Here is an 18178-nt window from a genome sequence, read left to right on the forward strand (position 1 = left end):
GGCAATGGAAGCTAAAAGCTTAGGCATCATAGGCGGGATGGGCCCAAAAGCAACATCCGTATTTTTCGATATGATTATCGAGCAAACGGCAGCAGACCGTGATCAAGAGCATATTGATATCGTCATTCTCAATCATGCCACTTTGCCAGATCGAACAGGTGTCATATTAGAAAACAAAGGCGAGTTGTTTCTCAAAGCGGTTGCTAAAGATTTCAAAATCCTTGAGGCAGCAGGTGTATCTAATATTGCGATTCCTTGCAATACGTCGCATTATTTCTATAATGATATGCAGCAAATGACAAGCATAAATATAATCAACATGGTGGATGAGACGCTGAAAAAGATCCATGACACCTTTGGAGAACACTGTAAGATTGGTATTCTAGCTACAAATGGAACGGTTAGCAGCGGCGTGTATCGTCAAGGCTGCAATCAGTATAATATGCATCTTCACGAGCCTGAAGAAGCCATTCAGGAGCATGTGATGGACATTATCTACAACAAGGTCAAACGCAATTTGCCTGTTGAGCCTTCCGAGTTTGAAGGCATCATTAACCACTTGCTCGTGCAGGATGAGTGCCAGTGTGTGATCATCGCATGCACTGAATTATCCTGCATACCGATCCAAAAAGACGTCGCAGCCTTTTGTGTAGATGCAATGACGGTGCTTGTACAAAGATCTATTGAGCTGTCGGGCAAACAAACCATCGCGAAATAAGAACATCACAAAAAATCCGGAGATCATTCTCCGGATTTTTTGTGCTTTGGGCTTGTATTATTTTAGATTAAAGAAGATTGAGTTCTACATTAATGTTGCCTCTAGTGGCTCTAGAATACGGACATACCTGATGAGCGGCTTCGACCAATTCCTTCGCTACGTCTGCTTCAACGCCCTCAAGCGCAATATCCAGCTTCACAGCCAGCTCATATCCGCCATCTGCATCCTTGCCAAGCGTAACATGAGCGGTTACTTCGGTTTTCTCCACTTTAATTTTCTTCATCCGGCACACAACGTTAAGAGCACTCTCGAAGCAAGCTGCGTAACCTCCTGCAAACAATTGCTCCGGGTTTGTTGCGCCACCCACTCCTCCAAGCTCTTTAGGAGCTCTCACATCTACATTCAAAATATTATCGCTTGAAACAAGCTTCCCATCTCTTCCACCTGTTGCCGTTACCGTAGCTGTATATAAGTTTTGCATCATTAATTCCTCCGTTTAGGTTTTTTTTGAGTACGTTACTTTGCAAGCTCTAGACCTTGAAGCTCCTCATGAAAAAGCACCTTATCGACAATGGCCTTTTATTTAACCTCCGTTACTTGAAATAACTTCTTGTTTTCTTATTGCCAAAGAGAGCCTTCTCTATTCTCCTCATGCAATTTGGTGCAGTGAAGATTTTGTATTTTATACAATTTAATTTTATAAAATTTAATATACACTCGCTCATAGGCGATGTCAATAGTGCGAAGTGAAATATGCTGAACTAACAAAAAAAGATTTCCTCCCAAACTGACGGGAAGAAATCTTGTTGTTTAATTATATTCAGTTGAAATAGGAATCCTCATTGGATCTTAGAAATTCGCTCTGTTACCCATTAAGTTGAGGGTTCTAGACTAATCTCGATTGTTTTCTTTCCTAACCGTTTGTTCAAATAATCACGATTTGCCAAAATGCGCTCGTCCGTCGGCCGGAATTGTGCTGCTTTTTCATTGTGATCGTAAGCGGCTTCGTAATCACCTATGCCATCGTAACAAACGCATAGCTGCAGCTGCGGCAGCCATGTAGAACAAGCTAAATTCTCAAAGCCCCAGTTCTGCTCTGGCTTCTCTGTGCTCAGCGCTAATTTATACCAATAAATTGCCAGCTTATACTCTTGACGCTGTAAGAAATAATAACCGAGGCGGCAACAAAATTCCGGACGAGGCTTGTCGTAATGAAAAGAGCGAAAGATCGAATCGACCACATTGCGTACTTCATTAAGCTCGCTGTAGCAATCCGCAAGCCTGCCGCAAGAAGCAATGTTATCCTCAATCCATCCTTTGCCCGTCGCAAGAAACTTTTCGTAGTACCTTATAGCAGCCTCATATTTCCCATGGTCCTTAAGTTCATTGGCATAATAGAATAAATCGCGCGGAGAAAAGATTTCCCCTTTAGCCAGTCGTTTCTCATAAATGTTCAAATTGCGATCACTGTCATGATGTATACTGCTATGGGTTACGGCGATATCGCTGCTCAATATATCCCCGTAAACTTCAAGGTATTCATGAACCGGACCAATCCATTTGAAAGCCCGCGATCTTTTTACAATTCGGTTTCGTCTTAGCTTTGAAGTTACATTACCGAATTCATCAAACGCCAAGTGGTATTCCATAGAAATGGAGTCGACGGCAGGATCTACATTTTGTTTTAGCGCCAGCAGTTTCTGCTGATCGATTTCCTTCAAAATATCATCTGCATCCAGCCACATAATATGGGATTTGGTTGCTAAAGAAAAAGCATAGTTGCGAGCTGCCGCAAAATCATCGATCCATGTAAAATGTTCGATGCGATCGGTAAACTCGCTCGCAACCTGCTTCGTTAAATCCGTGGAACCCGTATCCACAATAATAATCTCATCAGCGATATCCTTCATGGAAGCTAGACATCGACCGAGCGTTTTCTCTTCATTTTTGACAATGAGGCACAAGCTGATGGAAATCAACAAAACCACACTCCCGTGAGTCGATTAGATTGATACATCATATTCTCATGCCATTGTCCTGTTACTTCTGCTTTATTAACTAACCCGAATGATGGTCAAAGCCGCACCTGCTCCGCCGCCTAACAGCGTTGCTGTTCCTAATAATCCAAACATTTGAAGCGTTATGGTACTGCCTGCTGACAAAGTAACAATAATATCGTTATTAAAGCTTGATAAGCTTAGAACTGGAGCCACCGTAGAAGGAAGATTCGCTGCACCATTAATTAGAAGACGAGTACTGAGCAGTAAGGCAGCGGTGGTGTTGATCTGATAAGTGATATAGTATCTGCCTGCATTAACAACTGTAAAGGTATCATTAGCTCCGTTGACGGTAATATTCGGGCTTAGGTTTTGTGAGCTCGGGAGTGGTACATTCGTTCCTCCGAGCACAACAGCGATAAGTGCACCCGTTGTATTGCCAGCATAACTAGAATCGGCCGTTGGTTCAGCACCTGTTACACCTGTGGCTCCCGTAGTTCCAGTTGCTCCTGTTGCTCCTGTTACGCCATTCGTTCCAGTGGCACCCGTTGCCCCTGTTACGCCATTTGTTCCGGTGGCTCCCGTTGCCCCAGCCGTTCCTGTCGCACCTGTTACACCGTCGGCTCCTGTTGCTCCTGTGGAGCCCGTTACACCCGTTGCTCCTGCTACTCCTGTTGCTCCTGTGGAGCCYGTTRCACCCGTTGCTCCTGCCACTCCTGTCGCACCWGTTACACCGTCGGCTCCTGTTGCTCCTGTGGAGCCTGTTGCACCCGTTRCTCCTGCTACCCCTGTCGCACCTGTTACACCGTCAGCTCCTGTTGCTCCTGTGGAGCCCGTTACACCCGTTGCTCCTGCYACTCCTGTCGCACCTGTTGCCCCAGCAGTTCCTGTCGCACCTGTTACACCGTCAGCTCCTGTTGCTCCTGTGGAGCCCGTTACACCCGTTGCTCCTGCTACTCCTGTCGCACCTGTTGCCCCAGCCGTTCCTGTCGCTCCAGTTACACCGTCGGCTCCTGTTCCTCCTGTAGAACCCGTTGCACCCGTTGCTCCTGCYACTCCTGTCGCACCTGTTACACCGTCTGCTCCTGTTGCTCCTGTGGAGCCCGTTACACCCGTTGCTCCTGCTACTCCTGTCGCGCCTGTTGCCCCAGCCGTTCCTGTCGCTCCAGTTACACCGTCGGCTCCTGTTACTCCTGTAGAGCCCGTTGCACCCGTTGCTCCTGCTGTTCCTGTCGCGCCTGTTGCCCCATCCGTTCCTGTCACACCAGTTACACCGTCGGCTCCTGTTGCTCCTGTGGAGCCCGTTACACCCGTTGCTCCTGCTGTTCCTGTCGCGCCTGTTGCCCCATCCGTTCCTGTCGCTCCAGTTTCACCGTCGGCTCCTGTTACTCCTGTAGAGCCCGTTACACCCGTTGCTCCTGCTGTTCCTGTCGCGCCTGTTGCCCCAGCCGTTCCTGTCGCACCTGTTACACCGTCGGCTCCTGTTGCTCCTGTGGAGCCCGTTACACCCGTTGCTCCTGCTACTCCTGTCGCGCCTGTTGCCCCAGCCGTTCCTGTCGCTCCAGTTACACCGTCGGCTCCTATTGCTCCTGTAGAGCCCGTTACACCTGTTGCTCCTGTTGCTCCTGCTGTTCCTGTCGCGCCTGTTGCCCCATCCGTTCCTGTCGCACCTGTTACACCGTCTGCTCCTGTTGCTCCTGTTGCTCCTGTGGAGCCCGTTACACCCGTTGCTCCTGCTACTCCTGTCGCACCTGTTGCCCCAGCAGTTCCTGTCGCACCAGTTACGCCGTCGGCTCCTGTTGTTCCTGTAGAGCCCGTTGCACCCGTCGTTCCTGGTAATCCAGTCGCCCCGGTCGCTCCTGTTACTCCTTCTCCAGTCGCGCCGGTTGCTCCTGTAGCACCACTCGCTGCAATCAGTGTATAATCCGGCGATGTTCCTGGTGTGCCTGTTGGCGGCGCCGTATTCACGATATACGTGCTTCCATTAAACGTTACGACCTGACCTACTGGATAGCCTGGCGCTGCGAGTGGATCAAATGCTACAATTCCGCTTAGTCCGACTCCTGTAGCTCCGGTAGATCCCGTCGTTCCTGATGCTCCTGTTACTCCTACTCCTGTCGCACCTGTTGCTCCCGCTCCCGTTGCACCCGTAGCACCTGTAGCACCACTCGCTGCAATCAGCGTATAATCCGGCGAAGTTCCAGGTGTCCCTGTTGGCGGTGCAGTATTCACGATATACGTGCTTCCATTAAACGTTACGACCTGACCTACTGGATAGCCTGGTGCTGCGAGTGGATCAAATACTACAATTCCGCTTAGTCCGACTCCTGTAGCTCCGGTAGATCCCGTCGTTCCTGTCGCACCTGTTGCACCGACAGATCCAGTTGCTCCTGTGGAACCTGTTACACCTGTGGCTCCATCTGTTCCCGTTGCACCTGTTGCTCCCGCTCCCGTAGCACCCGTAGAACCTGTAGCACCACTCGCCGCAAGCAGTGTATAATCCGGTGAAGTTCCTGGTGTGCCTGTTGGCAGAACTGTATTCACGATATAAGTGCTGCCGTTAAACGTCACAACTTGACCAAGAGGATAGCCCGGTGCTTCGAGTGGATCAAATACTACTGCTCCGCCTAGACCAACTCCTGTCGCACCAGTAGATCCCGTTGTTCCTGTTGCACCTGTTACTCCCGCTCCTGTTGCACCCGTCACGCCTGTAGCACCACTCGCCGCAAGCAGTGTATAATCCGGTGAAGTTCCAGGTGTGCCTGTTGGCGGAACTGTATTCACGATATAAGTGCTGCCGTTAAACGTCACAACTTGACCAAGAGGATAGCCCGGAGCTGCGAGCGGATTAAATACTACTGCTCCGCCCAGACCAACTCCTGTCGCACCAGCAGATCCCGTTGTTCCTGTTGCACCTGTTACTCCCGCTCCTGTTGCACCCGTCGCGCCTGTAGCACCACTCGCTGCAAGAAGCGTATAATCCGGCGAAGTACCCGGTGTGCCTGTTGGCGGCGCCGTATTTACCACATACGTGTTTCCATCAAACGTTACGACCTGACCTACTGGATAGCCTGATGCTGCGAGTGAATCATAAGTCACGACACCGTCTAGACCTACTCCCGTTGCACCAGTTACTCCGCTTGCTGCAAGCAGCGTATAGTCTGGCGAAACACCGGGTGTTCCTACTGGAGAAGACGTATTTACAACATACGAGCTCCTATTAAACGTAACCACTTGGCCTGCTTGATAGCCAAGTGCTGCGAGTGGATTAAATGCAACAATACCATTTAAGCCTGCTCCTGTAGCACCTGTAGTTCCTGTAGCACCTGTAGTTCCTGTAGCTCCCGTGGCACCTGTTGACCCAGCAGCACCTGCTGCCCCAGGACTGCCCGCAGCTCCCGTTGCCCCGGTTGCTCCTTTTGCACCTGTATCTCCATCCGTTCCACGAAAACCTCTGTGCCCCCTCAAACCTCGAGGTCCTCTATCTCCCTTCGGCCCTCTATACCCACTTGGCCCCCTTACGCACCTTTTTACTCTTTTACTCGGTTTTGAAGAATGGCCGCCCAGGCATTTCAAAGCACTATTGAGGATTATGATAGAGTCCTTCACATCAACTTTAGCTCTTCTAATTTTATCTCTACGTGTAAGCCTTCTGGCCTTCCGCAGCTCAACAATCGCTAAGTTTAGTTTTCTTAAGCATTTCGACTGTTTATGCGCCAACTCTATACACCTCCAATAAGATCAGATTTTGCATTTTTCTTCCGTTTTTTATGAACAATACTGCCCATCGAAGCGACTGCTTCATGTATTTGCTGCTCAGCGTGTTTTAAGTGTTTCGTTTTAATTAAATTTTTCGCTGATTCCAATTTGTAAATCGCTTCATTTATTTTCTGCCCTTGAAGCCTTTTGTTCATAGACGTTTTATCACCCTCCGCTATTTAGCTTGTAATCCGCTCTAGCTTATAAAGTGTTTATAATAACTAAATCAGTCTATGTCCAAAATGGTTTTCGAACACGGTAAATACCTAGCCTTTCAAGCAAAGTACAAGCAAGCGCCCTATATTTATTAAATCAAAGCTTGGACGACACTGAATTTAAAAACAAAAAAGACCTCATTGGGTTCACCCCAACAAGGTCTGCAAGCAGCTTCTACTCCTTCTCCAGCCAATCAGCATCACGATCTCTTATTTCCAAAAGAAGCGGCAGCTGTTCAAAAAAAGCATCTACCACCTGAGGGTCAAAATGCCTCCCCCGTTCTTCTTTGATCAGTCCCAAAATGCGATCCATCCCCCAAGCCTCTTTGTACATTCTTGCGCTGCTTAAAGCATCAAATACATCTGCCAGCGCAGTAATTCGCCCATATATATGAATAGCCTCACCCTTAAGGCCTTGCGGATATCCGGTACCGTCCCACTTTTCATGATGCTGCCAAGCCACGATCGCCGCAGCCTGCAACAGCGGTCTCTTGGAATTGTGCAATAATCGGTAACCGATAATGGCATGCTCCTTAATCTGCTCATACTCTTCTGCCGTTAGCTTCCCTGGTTTTTTCAACACAGCATCCGGAATAGCTACTTTGCCGATATCATGCATTGGAGATGCGCTGCGCAGCATGTCTGCTTCAGGATCACTCATGCCTAGTCCTTTTGCCAAAACATATGAATATTGTGCAACCCGTTTTACATGATTGCCCGTTTCTTGCGAGCGGCCTTCACCGATTTTTCCCATTGCCAAAATAATCTCTTTTTGCGTCTCAATTATTTCCTCATACAGCATGATGGACTCAAGCGACTTGCCTGAGTAAGAGGCAGCAAGCGATAAGTATTCCATATCTTTCACCGAGAATATCTGCTTCTCTGTTAATTTGTTTATGGCTTGATAGGCACCAATTACTTCTCCTTGATTATTGTGAAAAGGGATCGTCATAATCGATTTCGTCCGATAACCGGTCTTTAAGTCGTTATCCGGATTATGCCTTGGATCTTCATAGGCGTCATCTATAAATATAGATTGTCCCGTGCTTATAGCACTTCCTACCAGCCCGCTGCCGTAAGGAATCCGTATCTCGCAAGCCCCGTGAGCTACCGCTGTAAAAAGCTCACTGCGAGCAGCATCAATCAACCAGACGGTGCACCGATCTGCAACGACCATCTCTCTGCCCATATTGGCCATTAAGATAAGGACAGCATCCAGCTTCTTTTCATTCGCTATTTTAGCTGTATATTCAAAAATCACCTTAAGCATTTGTTCAGGCGACAAATCCAATCGAAACGATTGCGGTTCATTTTGGAATTCAAGCATTCGAACAATCCTCCAGCCGATCAAACTCGTTATCCTTACCTCTATTCGCCTTTACAAGCTTTTTATCCTCTTGATTCCATATAAAAGCGCAGTTATTCGACAAAAAAATACAATAGTCTTACACTAAAATGGTTAATCTTGCTTCACCTAAAGCACCCATGCTATAATCAATGTTGCTGCGCGTCCGTAGCTCATCCGGATAGAGCAAACGTTTCCTAAACGTTAGGTGGGAGGTTCGAGCCCTCTCGGGCGCGCCATTTCTTTCACGAATATATAAAGCTTATTGCTAATGCCAGCAATAAGCTTTTTTTGTTTTCATCCAAACCGCACCAACAGGCAAGTGTCGAATAATTTTTATAAGACACCTGGTCAGGATACATTGACTACGGAACGTTTGTTCGCATATAATGTGCATGAGGTGATTTACAAATGGCCATGCCGTTGTCCAAAGTAAACAATTCATATCTGTACCATCCACCTGCTCACGATGAGATACAGCTTCTTCACAAAGCTATTATCCTTCCTCTAGCTCTCGTTATTGTTGAACGAAATAGACGCGAGCTTGAGAGAAAAGCGCGAACTTTACGATCTATTTTTACTAGGGCAGCAGACATTATGATTGCAAAAATGATAACAGATTTAACAACAAATACACAGCAGCTCCTTCAGAAAAGCATAACTCTGTGCATGTATAAAAACACTGCTGAACAGATCAGCTATTGCTATAATTGCCGCGGTTTTGAAGACCAGATTGCTTATTCGCATGCCTATATACGTAATGAGATAAATAAGTGTATTTCAACCTATAGTGCTGAGATTTTCACTAAATAAGCATCCCTCGATGATCAAAAAAACAGACGATCCTCTTAAAGCTTCTTAAGAAGTCTCACTATTGAAGTGAGGCTCTTTTTTCTACTCGTAATTTCGTCATACAACGCTATAATCTTCCATTCCAATCTGCTATACTACAAATAGTTTCATATCGTTCTACAAAACATACAGTTTTAACCAAAATTATTGTCGAAAAAACAGCTTTTTATTATGCATTGAGGAGGCAGTTCATATGGGAATTAATTTAAATCCGCCAGGAAGACCATCCAACATTCTTGGAGGCCAAGGCGGCATTCAACAGGGCGGTATTCAGCAAGGCGGTATCCAACAAGGGGGTATTCAGGGCGGATCAATAAATAACGCTTTTGGCGCAGCTCCCGCTCCTCAGGCCAGTCCTAATGGTGGGCTTATCCTTACCAAAGGACAGAAGCTGGATTTGACCAAAAATAATGCAGGGCTTGATTTATTGAAAATCGGACTTGGATGGGACACAAATAACCTGCAAGGCCAGAGCTATGACCTAGATGCAGAGGTGTTTATGCTGAATCAGACAAACACGGTTTCTTCCACTAGTCATATCGTTTTCTACAACAATCTCGTGAGCCCCGATGGATCAACACGTTATAAGGGTGATAACCGTGACGGACAAGGCAGCGGTGACGATGAGACGGTTGAAATTCAATTATCTAGAGTAGCTTTGGATATCCAAAAAATCGTATTTACCGTTACAATTGATGAAGCTATTCGCAAAAACCAAAACTTTGGACAAGTTTCCAATGCATATATCCGTGTCGTGAACCAAGCAAACGGAGCCGAGATCTGCCGATTTGATCTATCCGAGGACTACTCCACCTCAATCTCCATCCTAGCTGGAGAAGTATATCGCCACGGCAATGAATGGAAATTTAATGCTGTTGGAACAGGCTTGTCGCTTGATCTAGCGGGCATATGTGCGCATTACGGGGCAATGTAACAGCTTACTTGTTAATGAAGCAGCTATAATTTCATTTTATATATTATATGGAGGTTACCCCGCATGCCGTTTCAATTCCAGGTCGAACGGGAATTATTTTTGAAAGCAGAAGGACAAGGCCAGTTTTTTGCCAAAAAAGGATCGATGGTTGCTGATCAAGCCTATAACAAGAAATTCAAATATTCTAAGCGGTTGTTAGGAACGAATTCCGGAAATGTTATCGGACAAGTGATCAACCATGGTATGCGTAAAGTAACGGGAGAAAACTTAGAGATTATGGAAGTCGAAGGACAAGGCATCGTATATCTCGCGGATGAGAACTCTCATGTTACAATCATTAATTTAGAGCAAGGCGGACCATGGCAAAGCGTAAGTGTTGAGAGTGAAGATCTGCTCGCATTTACGGACACTTGTCATTATGGCGTTACCATCATTGGAACGGGTGTCCTCTCCCAGCGCGGCTTGTTTACATCCAAACTTACTTACAACGGACAGGGTGCACAGGTTGCCGTAAAAACCAAAGGCAATCCACTGGTTTTGCAAGGCCCTTGCCGTGTAGATCCTGATGCCATCGTTGCTTGGACAGGTCCTTCCCCAAGTGTGAAGATCGATGTCAACTGGAAAACGCTTATCGGCCAAACCTCCGGGGAATCTTATATGTACGAATTCAGTGACCCTAATCAGGTTGTTATTATACAGCCATTTGAACGTGAGAGCGGCGTGAAATTCGGTATGGATGACAACCGTTACCAACCGCAAACGCAGAGCAGCGCATTCAACAACACCTTTGGCGGCAGCCAAGGAGGGCATGACAGCAACAGTGGGCTTGGTGGAATTATCGGCAAGTTTCTGAAATAAGCATCGTATAATGATATAAGCCTTGCCGTATCGTTCGGCAGGGCTGTTTTCTTTGAAAACCAGCTGCTCTCCTATGGATAGCTGCCTTTTTGCTTGAAAGCATGTAACCCGGATCGCTTTCGCTGCGTACAAAGATAAACAGAAAACAAAAACTGCCCCATAGAATGATTTAAATATAGAAATAGGAGGAAAATAAAATGAAAGCTGCAGGTACACTTTTACTAGTCACTGCTATTATTGAAGGCATCTTAGGAATCCCCTTGCTGGGTGGCACCCTAGTCATGTTATCTGGATACACGCTATTATTTGCAACGCTCATTCTTCATATCGTAACGCTTGTTCTTTGCTCGCAACATAATAAGCCAGTCGTAGGCAGTATTTTGGGGATCATTACATCTGTATTAGCATGGATACCTATTCTCGGCATGATCATGCATCTTACTACAGCCCTATTCCTGTTCATTGGCGTTTCCAAAAACAATCAGCAAAATTACCCTACCCGTCCACCCGCTCCAGGCAGCTTCTAATCAAGAGGGCTATCCTACTGTAGATATTCTACAATAGGATAGCCCTTTTTTGTTATCTTGATGGCTCGCGATTTAATAAGCTGATCATATTTTTTCTCCGATTGACGCTTAGCAGCAATCCCATGACCATTAATTCGATAATGCCGTTTATTCCGCTATACGATACGAAAGGCATCGTCATGCTATTCATAGGCAGCAGCCCAAATGACATCAGAATATTCCATACGAAATGCAGACCAATAATTGAAAATAAGCCAATGACTAAACCTTTAGCATATACATCCTTGAGCGTTTTTGCCATGCCGATCACTTTAACAATCAGTAATACGGCTAGCAGCACTATAGCTATACCAAAAACCAAACCAAGACTGTAGATCAAATAAGTAAAGACCATTTCACTATAAATATAGCGAATATTGGGGTTCTCAACGCCAAATCCTTGCCCCCACATCCCTCCCAAACGAATAGATTCCAAGGAGCGCTGGAGCAAATAATTCACATCATCAGTGGAAGAATTGGGATTTAGAAAAGCGGTATACCGTTCCCATCCATATTTATAGCGATATGGATCAATTGTTACAAACACCGCTCCTGCAGCTATGATTGAACTCGCAATGGTTAAAAACAGCCTATACGTTTTCGCAACAAACAGCATTAATACGGTCAGTCCAAATAAATATAAAATAAAATTAAGATAGGAGTTCGCCTTGCTATACAGTATGGTGGGCACGATCGCATATAAAAGCACCATTTTTCCGAAGTAAAGTGAATTTCTGAATAGTCCTTGCTTCTCCTTATGCTTAACAAGCAGTGTCCCTGCAAAAGCAATCATAAATAAATAAGGAGAAGTGCCATATACATCAAAGGTAAAAGACCCGATTGTGAGCCAGCTTTTCGAACCATTGACTTCGACTGCATAAAAAATACAGGCTACCATCAGAAAAATCGTGCCGCTGTAAATGTACCACGAATACTTTTCCCATTTTCGATAGTCCAAAAAATAAATACCAATGATGAACACGATGCCTATCGCTGTGAAAACTGCCTTCTTAAGAAAAAATTGAAATCCGCTATACATATTTTGATCACTATAAGCGAACTCCATTGCATACATAGCAAGCAGGCCAATACCCACCATAATTGCGACAAGTGCGGCTAATCCCCATTCCATAACCGGCTTATGTGCTGCATGAAGCTGCTTGCCGATCTGATCAGGATCACCCATCTGGACTAGAGCAGCACGAACCGCCTCTTCCTCTGATAACCCTTCGTTTAGCTTATCCTCCACCAGCTCGTCCAGATGGTTCTGCATTTCAACCTTGATGTCACGATGCACATCTCTTGCTTTTACATGTCTGCAAACCTGCACTAAGTATTCCTGAATCGACTCATACTGAACAGGTTTGTTATTCATGCATGGCCCTCCCCGATTACGCGGTCTACCGTCGTCCGAAACAACGTCCACTCCTGCTTCTTCTCCTCCAGCTGCCCTCTTCCACGCGCTGTGATGCGATAATATTTCCGTTTGCGGCTGCCTTCTTCATTCCAGTACGATTCAACCAGCTGTTCCACCTCAAGCGTATGTAAGATCGGATAAAGCGTCCCTTCTTTAAAAGTAAACACACCGCTCGAGCTTTTTTCAATTTCTTTGGTCATTTCATAGCCATACATTTCCTTACGGTCAAGCAGTGTCAAAATAAGAATAACGGTACTGCCTTTCATAAGCTCCTTATTAATTTTCATAACGCCCTCCTGTTTAAGTATCGCATTTCTATGCATCGATTATCTATGTATAAGTATATAGTTGACCACCACCGATTACAACATCATTTTAGGAATGGATTCCCATAATAGCTAATCGGTGATATATTTATGCATATCTTATCGCTGCGTTAACGTATAAGTACATAAGTCACATTAATCGGCGGTTTTCAATTTAAGGGAGGCAATACACAATGAATCAATCTTTCGGACTTCATAAGGAAGAAAAAACGTACGGCATGCTTTGCCATCTGCTTGCTTTTAGCGGTGTAATTATTCCGCTCGGCAACATTCTTGGACCACTCATCATTTGGCTTCTGAAGAAGGATCAATCCAGCTATGTGGATATGCATGGCAAGGAATCACTCAATTTTCAGATCAGCAATATGATTTATTCCATTATTTCCGGTTTGCTCATTTTTGTTCTCATCGGATTTATTACTACACCGCTTTTGTTTATTTTCTGGATTGCATTTACCATCATTGGGTCTATGCGTGCTTCAGAGGGCAATGGCTATCGCTATCCTCTAACCATTCGTTTCTTCAAATAAAACATAGAACCGCCGGGACGCAAATCGTTCCGGCGGTTCTATTATTTAGGAAGCTGCGAGCTATATTTTTTCCTCATCACATGCAAGCGGTCCAATTGGTCAAACGCCTGCTGCCCGCACCGCTTTGTAACGGCTACTGACAGTGCATCAAGAAGCGCAACTGGCGCTGCCATCGAATGAAAGCCCTCCAGTTCCCCCCGATCAACCTGCAGCACGAGATCGCTCTGCTCCAGCATATCGGATACGAGCAAATCCGTAATCAGTATTGTAGTGTAGCCTGCCTCTTTGGCATGCTCAAGCAGCACCGTTAATTCAGGTGAGCGCCTGACAAAGCCGAACATAAGCAGCACATCGCTGGAATCAGCATGAACAAGCGTTTCAAGCAGCTCGCTGCCACTCCCCGCCATACCTTCGATTTGCACATTTATCCGATTCAGACGAAATCGGATGAGCTCGATCAAGCTAGCTGCTGCTCCCGTTCCAAATACATACACTTTTCTAGCCTTATGAATGGCCTCCACCGCTTGATGAAACTGCTCACGGTCTACACGCTTTGAAGTAACCTCTACGTTAGCTGCTGCAATCTCCAGCATTTCACTTACAATATCAGCCTCTTCATGATCTACCTTATTCAATATTTTCTTCATTTTATGGGCAGGCGTCGCATGCTCGCTTTTCAGCAGCGTTTTCTTAAATGCCTTCAAATTAGCAAACCCAATCGTCCGCCAAAACCGCGATACCGTCGCCGTACTGACACCTACAGCCATCGCAATATCTTCCTCTGTACAATAAGGAATCTGCTGCAGTGCACCCACTACGTAATTAGCAATGGATTGGTGGCTTTTTGACATATTATCCAAGTCCATATCCAAATGAAAAGCCGTCATCTTTAATTCCTCCTGCCTGTACCAACATCGCAGCATATTTTCTAAACGGAGTATATCACCTTTTGATTAAAAATGATAATTTTATTTCATTTTTATTTTTTTGTAATTTATTTTACGTAATCGAAATAATTTGTTGATGATCTGATAACATTCGATCTCTATATTGTAGAAGAATTCGTTTTGAATCGAGGCATTCGAGACGCATTCCGCCTCAAAAACAAATTAGGAGGAATCACAATGGTTACAGCGCCTAAGCGCCGTTATGAGCTAACGCAATCGCAGAAGCTTATGGTATTCATTTTATCGATGTCCTTGTACGGTATTTCCAACATGTTCTCCGAGCTTATTCCTGAGCTAAAGCTTGGTCCCATTGAGCTGAAGGTCGAATACTTCGCTTTTATCCCATTAACGCTCTGTATTCTATTTAATCCGCTGTATGCTGCACTTGGCGCATCCTTCGGCGAGGTTATATTCGGGGAACTGCTGCTTGGACAATTCGGCGGACTCGGAGAATTGGAAAAATTCATAGAATTTACGATTGCCATGTACATAGCTGGCCTGCTCGTAAGCGATCCACGAAATCGTAAACAACTCGCACTCGCTTCGTTCGTTGCAGTAGGTATTGACCAGATGCTTGGAGCGATTGTCGACATCAGCAAGGTTTGGTTTGGGATCGAAGAGCTCGAAGCTGTTCCAGGCATTCCCGAAAGCATATTGCTTATCGAAGGCGTAGGTTTCCTTAACGCCATGCTCATAACCGGCATCTTTTTCTCCCTGCTGCCTACTTTATTTCTCGTACCGCGTCTATATGGAAAAATCGAACCGCTTCTCGGCATAAAACCACGCGACAGCAGAGTTTCTATATCATTCGGACAGCTAATAACACCGCGGCTGCTTATTACCGCTATTATATTTGTTTTTATTGGGATCGTTGCAGAATTTTTGTCTGAGTCTGATATTAACTTTGCTGTATGGGAGCCAGAATTTATTGAGCAATATGGCAGTGGGTTCATCTGGATTAGTGCTGCTGCAGCCGCATTAGTGCTCATATTAACACTCATCGCAGCATTTCGTGTCAAATCCAAATCTGCGCGCACGACGGAGGATGTTAAGCTTTGAGACCTTCATCCTTCCAAGCCAATCAGCAGGGGCCGCAGCATGCGGCTCCCATCATTAAGCTGCAGGACATTCAATTTCAATATCCCGGAGCGGAGAACAAGGCGCTCCACAACATTCAGCTTACTGTTCAACCCGGCGAGTTTATCGCTATAGCAGGTACGAATGGCAGTGGCAAGTCAACGCTTTGCAAATGTTTAAACGGCCTTATTCCAAACTATTATGTCGGCGATTTAGACGGCTCCATTGAAGTTGCAGGGCTAATAGCTGTCGAGGAAACGGTATCCTCCTTGTCACGCAAGGTCGCTTATGTGTTTCAGGATTTTGAGAACCAGCTCGTTCGGCCGACCGTCTATGATGAAGCCTGCTTTGCTCCACTTAATTATGGCTTTAGCGATTACCGTGAACGCGGACTTCGAGCTTTGTCCATGCTTGGCATTGATCATTTGAAGGATCAGTGGATTTGGCAGCTAAGCGGCGGACAAAAGCATCTTACGGCGCTTGCTGGCGCTTTATCCCTCGATCCAGAAATTATTATTATCGATGAGCCCGTGGCGCAGCTAGATCCCTTTCATGCTAGACTCATCTACGACAAACTTAAGCTGCTGAATGAAAAGCATGGCAAAACAATCATCGTCATTGAGCACCATACCGAGTTTATTGCAAACTATTGCAATAGGGTCGTACTTATGGATAGCGGCACAATACGCTGGGTGAAGCCTGTCCATGAGGCATTATCTGCAGTTGATGAGCTTGCTGAACTGCATATATTACCGCCGCAGGTTACGCTTGCTGTTTGTACACTAGAGGCTGCTTCCGGAAAAGCAAAAAGTGAGGATTCATCACAATACCCGATCACCATCGATGAAGCAGTCGCTTATTTTGAGAAGATGCTTAAACCGTCATTCACGCTTTCAGAAGATCTTACGGATAAGTCTATTTCTAATAATGAACATATTAAGCAGCCCCTTGCTACGTTTGCTAATGTCTCCTATAGCTACAAAACAATTGCAAGAACGATGCATCCCGTCATTCGGAACATGAGCATCAGCTTTTATGAAGGCGATCGTATTGCTCTTGTCGGCAATAATGGCGCTGGCAAATCAACGCTGCTCAAACTCCTTTCGGGCATTCGGCGCCCTACGGAAGGACACTTAACCGTATGCGGGCATATTACGAAGCAATCTTCACCTGAACTGCTGTCTGATTTTGTCTCCTATATTTATCAGAATCCAGAGGAGATGTTTATTGAAGATTCCGTCCGCAAGGATGTTGAATATTTTCTAAAAGCCCGCGGAATTGCTGATTATCACCCTTTTGTTGATGAAATTCTGGAGAGGCTGCGGCTAACCGCCCTGCAGGATCGAGATGGCAGACTGCTCAGCGGCGGACAGCAGCGCAGAGCGACATTAGCGATCGGACTCGCCATGCGTCCCACTGTCATGCTGCTGGATGAACCGACAGCCAGCCTTGATGCAGCGAGCCGCCGTGAAATGACTGAAATGCTGGCGCAGCTGCAGGATCATGTAAAAACGACCATCATAGCGACACATGATATGCAGCTGGTTGCCGAATGGGCAAATCGCGTTATCGTTATGCATGATGGCTGCGTCGCACTTGATACAGATGTACGCTCGTTATTCAGCCATGTTGCCATTCTCAAACAAGCAGGTCTCATTGCGCCGCAAATCGCTTTGCTTAGTCAAAGACTGGGTTTCGAGCCGCCTTGCCTATCTGTCAATGAATTCACCACGCGGCTTATCAAAAATATAAATCCGTCAAACCCATTTGAGCAGGAGGAGATTACGGTTGGAAGCAATTAAACAAAGCATGCTCGACAAGCTGAGCGTAGAACAAATTAAAATTGAGCTGATGCGTACCGCTTTCGGCAGACAATCGACCTTTCTGTCGCGCTTTGATCCGCGTATCCTCCTGATTTGGTATTCCTTTTTCGCCATAGCGCCTTGGTTCTTTCATAATAAAGCCATTCTGCTTGGCTTGCTTATTCCAATGCTTGTTCTTACTTTATCTTCAAAGGTAAGTCCACTTGTTCTACTTATTATGGGCGTCGGCCTGGTAAGTGAGATTAGTTATATTTTTTTCGGCTCCATCTTCTTCGGAGGGAGTCTAGCGGGCGTATGGCCGTTATTGACCTTAACATTAAAAATATTAATCATCTCGCTGGCCAGCATTGCCGTGTTCTCTAGCATGGATCCCGAGAAGCTGAGTGACGCCCTGCTTAGTATGGGGATGCCTGGACAATTCAGCTTTGGTGTGTCCTACGGCTATAGGATGCTTCCGATTCTAATTGAGGAGTACCATAACCTTATTCACTCATTCCGATTGCGCGGCCGCGCTCCCCGCAATAAGGGTTTTCTTCACTGGCGTTCAATTATATACATGGCGAAGATTAGCGTTTATGCCTTTTATCCGCTCATTCTGAATACAGCTAAGCGAACGAGAACGACGGTCGAAGCATTAGAGGTGCGCGGCTTTACCTATTCGCTTGTCAGCCCTGAGACGAAGAAGCTTAAGCTTGCCCATATGCAGGTTCGACCGCATGATTTTATTTTCTTAAGCTGCTCCCTGTTCTATATGATCGGGCTGGTTGCTTTTGGACAATTCATTTCCTTTTAAAATTACATAATTGAATGGAGA

17 protein-coding genes and 1 tRNA gene are annotated in these 18178 nt (G+C 45.8%); 10 read left to right on the plus strand and 8 right to left on the minus strand.

From position 1 onward, the window contains the following. Positions 1-4 precede the first annotated feature (4 nt). Complete coding sequence (locus AB4Z50_RS29010; RefSeq protein ID WP_441884836.1) at positions 5-718, plus strand: aspartate/glutamate racemase family protein; 714 nt, start codon at positions 5-7, stop codon at positions 716-718. 67 nt (positions 719-785) lie between these two features. On the opposite strand, the gene AB4Z50_RS29015 is transcribed toward AB4Z50_RS29010, so the two are convergent. From AB4Z50_RS29015 to AB4Z50_RS29035, 5 genes are all read right to left on the minus strand, one after another. Continuing rightward, positions 786-1199, minus strand: coding sequence for an organic hydroperoxide resistance protein (locus AB4Z50_RS29015; RefSeq protein ID WP_076271553.1), 414 nt, complete (start codon positions 1197-1199; stop codon positions 786-788). Between the two features lie 391 nt (positions 1200-1590). Next, the gene (locus AB4Z50_RS29020) at positions 1591-2697 is read right to left on the minus strand and encodes a glycosyltransferase (protein WP_441884870.1); all 1107 of its coding nucleotides are present in this window, start codon (positions 2695-2697) and stop codon (positions 1591-1593) included. A gap of 75 nt (positions 2698-2772) precedes the next feature. Then, a complete protein-coding gene (locus AB4Z50_RS29025; RefSeq protein ID WP_441884839.1) occupies positions 2773-6183 on the minus strand; it encodes a BclA C-terminal domain-containing protein in 3411 nt (1136 codons plus the stop codon). 254 nt (positions 6184-6437) lie between these two features. After that, entirely contained in the window at positions 6438-6629 is a 192-nt protein-coding gene (locus tag AB4Z50_RS29030) for a hypothetical protein (RefSeq protein WP_441884841.1), read from the minus strand. Between the two features lie 235 nt (positions 6630-6864). Continuing rightward, positions 6865-8016 (minus strand): HD domain-containing phosphohydrolase, encoded by a 1152-nt coding sequence (locus AB4Z50_RS29035; protein ID WP_441884843.1) that lies wholly within the window; start codon positions 8014-8016, stop codon positions 6865-6867. Positions 8017-8196: 180 nt separating this feature from the next. On the opposite strand from AB4Z50_RS29035, the gene AB4Z50_RS29040 reads away from it, so the two are divergent. The 5 genes from AB4Z50_RS29040 to AB4Z50_RS29060 all read left to right on the plus strand — a co-directional run bounded on the left by AB4Z50_RS29040 (position 8197) and on the right by AB4Z50_RS29060 (position 11205). After that, positions 8197-8273, plus strand: a tRNA-Arg gene (locus AB4Z50_RS29040). Positions 8274-8445: 172 nt separating this feature from the next. Next, the gene (locus tag AB4Z50_RS29045; RefSeq protein ID WP_441884845.1) at positions 8446-8847 is read left to right on the plus strand and encodes a hypothetical protein; all 402 of its coding nucleotides are present in this window, start codon (positions 8446-8448) and stop codon (positions 8845-8847) included. Positions 8848-9256: 409 nt separating this feature from the next. After that, positions 9257-9820, plus strand: coding sequence for a TerD family protein (locus tag AB4Z50_RS29050; RefSeq protein ID WP_256711106.1), 564 nt, complete (start codon positions 9257-9259; stop codon positions 9818-9820). Positions 9821-9883: 63 nt separating this feature from the next. Then, the gene (locus AB4Z50_RS29055) at positions 9884-10678 is read left to right on the plus strand and encodes an AIM24 family protein (protein WP_076271771.1); all 795 of its coding nucleotides are present in this window, start codon (positions 9884-9886) and stop codon (positions 10676-10678) included. Positions 10679-10875: 197 nt separating this feature from the next. Then, on the plus strand, positions 10876-11205 hold the full coding sequence (locus tag AB4Z50_RS29060; RefSeq protein WP_076271770.1) for a hypothetical protein: 330 nt from the start codon (positions 10876-10878) through the stop codon (positions 11203-11205). A gap of 52 nt (positions 11206-11257) precedes the next feature. Here AB4Z50_RS29060 and AB4Z50_RS29065 read toward each other — a convergent pair whose 3' ends face one another. Then, positions 11258-12619 (minus strand): FtsW/RodA/SpoVE family cell cycle protein, encoded by a 1362-nt coding sequence (locus AB4Z50_RS29065; RefSeq protein ID WP_441884848.1) that lies wholly within the window; start codon positions 12617-12619, stop codon positions 11258-11260. After that, positions 12616-12948, minus strand: a complete 333-nt coding sequence (locus AB4Z50_RS29070) for a PadR family transcriptional regulator (RefSeq protein WP_430063448.1) — start codon at positions 12946-12948, stop codon at positions 12616-12618. The genes AB4Z50_RS29065 and AB4Z50_RS29070 overlap by 4 nt, the downstream gene beginning before the upstream one ends. A 212-nt stretch (positions 12949-13160) precedes the next feature. On the opposite strand from AB4Z50_RS29070, the gene AB4Z50_RS29075 reads away from it, so the two are divergent. Continuing rightward, positions 13161-13517, plus strand: coding sequence for a DUF4870 domain-containing protein (locus tag AB4Z50_RS29075; RefSeq protein WP_339205934.1), 357 nt, complete (start codon positions 13161-13163; stop codon positions 13515-13517). Between the two features lie 41 nt (positions 13518-13558). Here AB4Z50_RS29075 and AB4Z50_RS29080 read toward each other — a convergent pair whose 3' ends face one another. Next, positions 13559-14404, minus strand: a complete 846-nt coding sequence (locus tag AB4Z50_RS29080; protein WP_441884851.1) for a MurR/RpiR family transcriptional regulator — start codon at positions 14402-14404, stop codon at positions 13559-13561. Positions 14405-14641: 237 nt separating this feature from the next. Between AB4Z50_RS29080 and AB4Z50_RS29085 the strand changes: the two genes are divergently transcribed. Genes AB4Z50_RS29085 through AB4Z50_RS29095 form a run of 3 tightly spaced genes read left to right on the plus strand, consistent with a single transcriptional unit; the run spans position 14642 to position 18157 of the window. After that, the gene (locus tag AB4Z50_RS29085; RefSeq protein ID WP_441884853.1) at positions 14642-15523 is read left to right on the plus strand and encodes a cell division protein FtsQ; all 882 of its coding nucleotides are present in this window, start codon (positions 14642-14644) and stop codon (positions 15521-15523) included. Then, complete coding sequence (locus AB4Z50_RS29090) at positions 15520-17343, plus strand: ABC transporter ATP-binding protein (RefSeq protein ID WP_441884855.1); 1824 nt, start codon at positions 15520-15522, stop codon at positions 17341-17343. Before AB4Z50_RS29085 ends, AB4Z50_RS29090 begins: the two co-directional genes overlap by 4 nt. Next, the gene (locus tag AB4Z50_RS29095) at positions 17330-18157 is read left to right on the plus strand and encodes an energy-coupling factor transporter transmembrane component T family protein (RefSeq protein ID WP_430063456.1); all 828 of its coding nucleotides are present in this window, start codon (positions 17330-17332) and stop codon (positions 18155-18157) included. The genes AB4Z50_RS29090 and AB4Z50_RS29095 overlap by 14 nt, the downstream gene beginning before the upstream one ends. The last annotated feature ends 21 nt before the right edge of the window (positions 18158-18178 follow it).

Source organism: Paenibacillus sp. 2TAB26 (assembly GCF_052115145.1).
Lineage (GTDB): Bacteria > Bacillota > Bacilli > Paenibacillales > Paenibacillaceae > Pristimantibacillus.

Coding starts and splice junctions, on each gene's coding strand:
- AB4Z50_RS29045 (WP_441884845.1), top strand. CDS start 8,446: ATGGCCATGCCGTTGTCCAAAGTAAACAATTCATATCTGTACCATCCA.
- AB4Z50_RS29055 (WP_076271771.1), top strand. CDS start 9,884: ATGCCGTTTCAATTCCAGGTCGAACGGGAATTATTTTTGAAAGCAGAA.
- AB4Z50_RS29070 (WP_430063448.1), bottom strand. CDS start 12,948: ATGAAAATTAATAAGGAGCTTATGAAAGGCAGTACCGTTATTCTTATT.
- AB4Z50_RS29080 (WP_441884851.1), bottom strand. CDS start 14,404: ATGACGGCTTTTCATTTGGATATGGACTTGGATAATATGTCAAAAAGC.
- AB4Z50_RS29075 (WP_339205934.1), top strand. CDS start 13,161: ATGAATCAATCTTTCGGACTTCATAAGGAAGAAAAAACGTACGGCATG.
- AB4Z50_RS29015 (WP_076271553.1), bottom strand. CDS start 1,199: ATGCAAAACTTATATACAGCTACGGTAACGGCAACAGGTGGAAGAGAT.
- AB4Z50_RS29085 (WP_441884853.1), top strand. CDS start 14,642: ATGGTTACAGCGCCTAAGCGCCGTTATGAGCTAACGCAATCGCAGAAG.
- AB4Z50_RS29030 (WP_441884841.1), bottom strand. CDS start 6,629: ATGAACAAAAGGCTTCAAGGGCAGAAAATAAATGAAGCGATTTACAAA.
- AB4Z50_RS29010 (WP_441884836.1), top strand. CDS start 5: ATGGAAGCTAAAAGCTTAGGCATCATAGGCGGGATGGGCCCAAAAGCA.
- AB4Z50_RS29060 (WP_076271770.1), top strand. CDS start 10,876: ATGAAAGCTGCAGGTACACTTTTACTAGTCACTGCTATTATTGAAGGC.
- AB4Z50_RS29035 (WP_441884843.1), bottom strand. CDS start 8,016: ATGCTTGAATTCCAAAATGAACCGCAATCGTTTCGATTGGATTTGTCG.
- AB4Z50_RS29065 (WP_441884848.1), bottom strand. CDS start 12,619: ATGAATAACAAACCTGTTCAGTATGAGTCGATTCAGGAATACTTAGTG.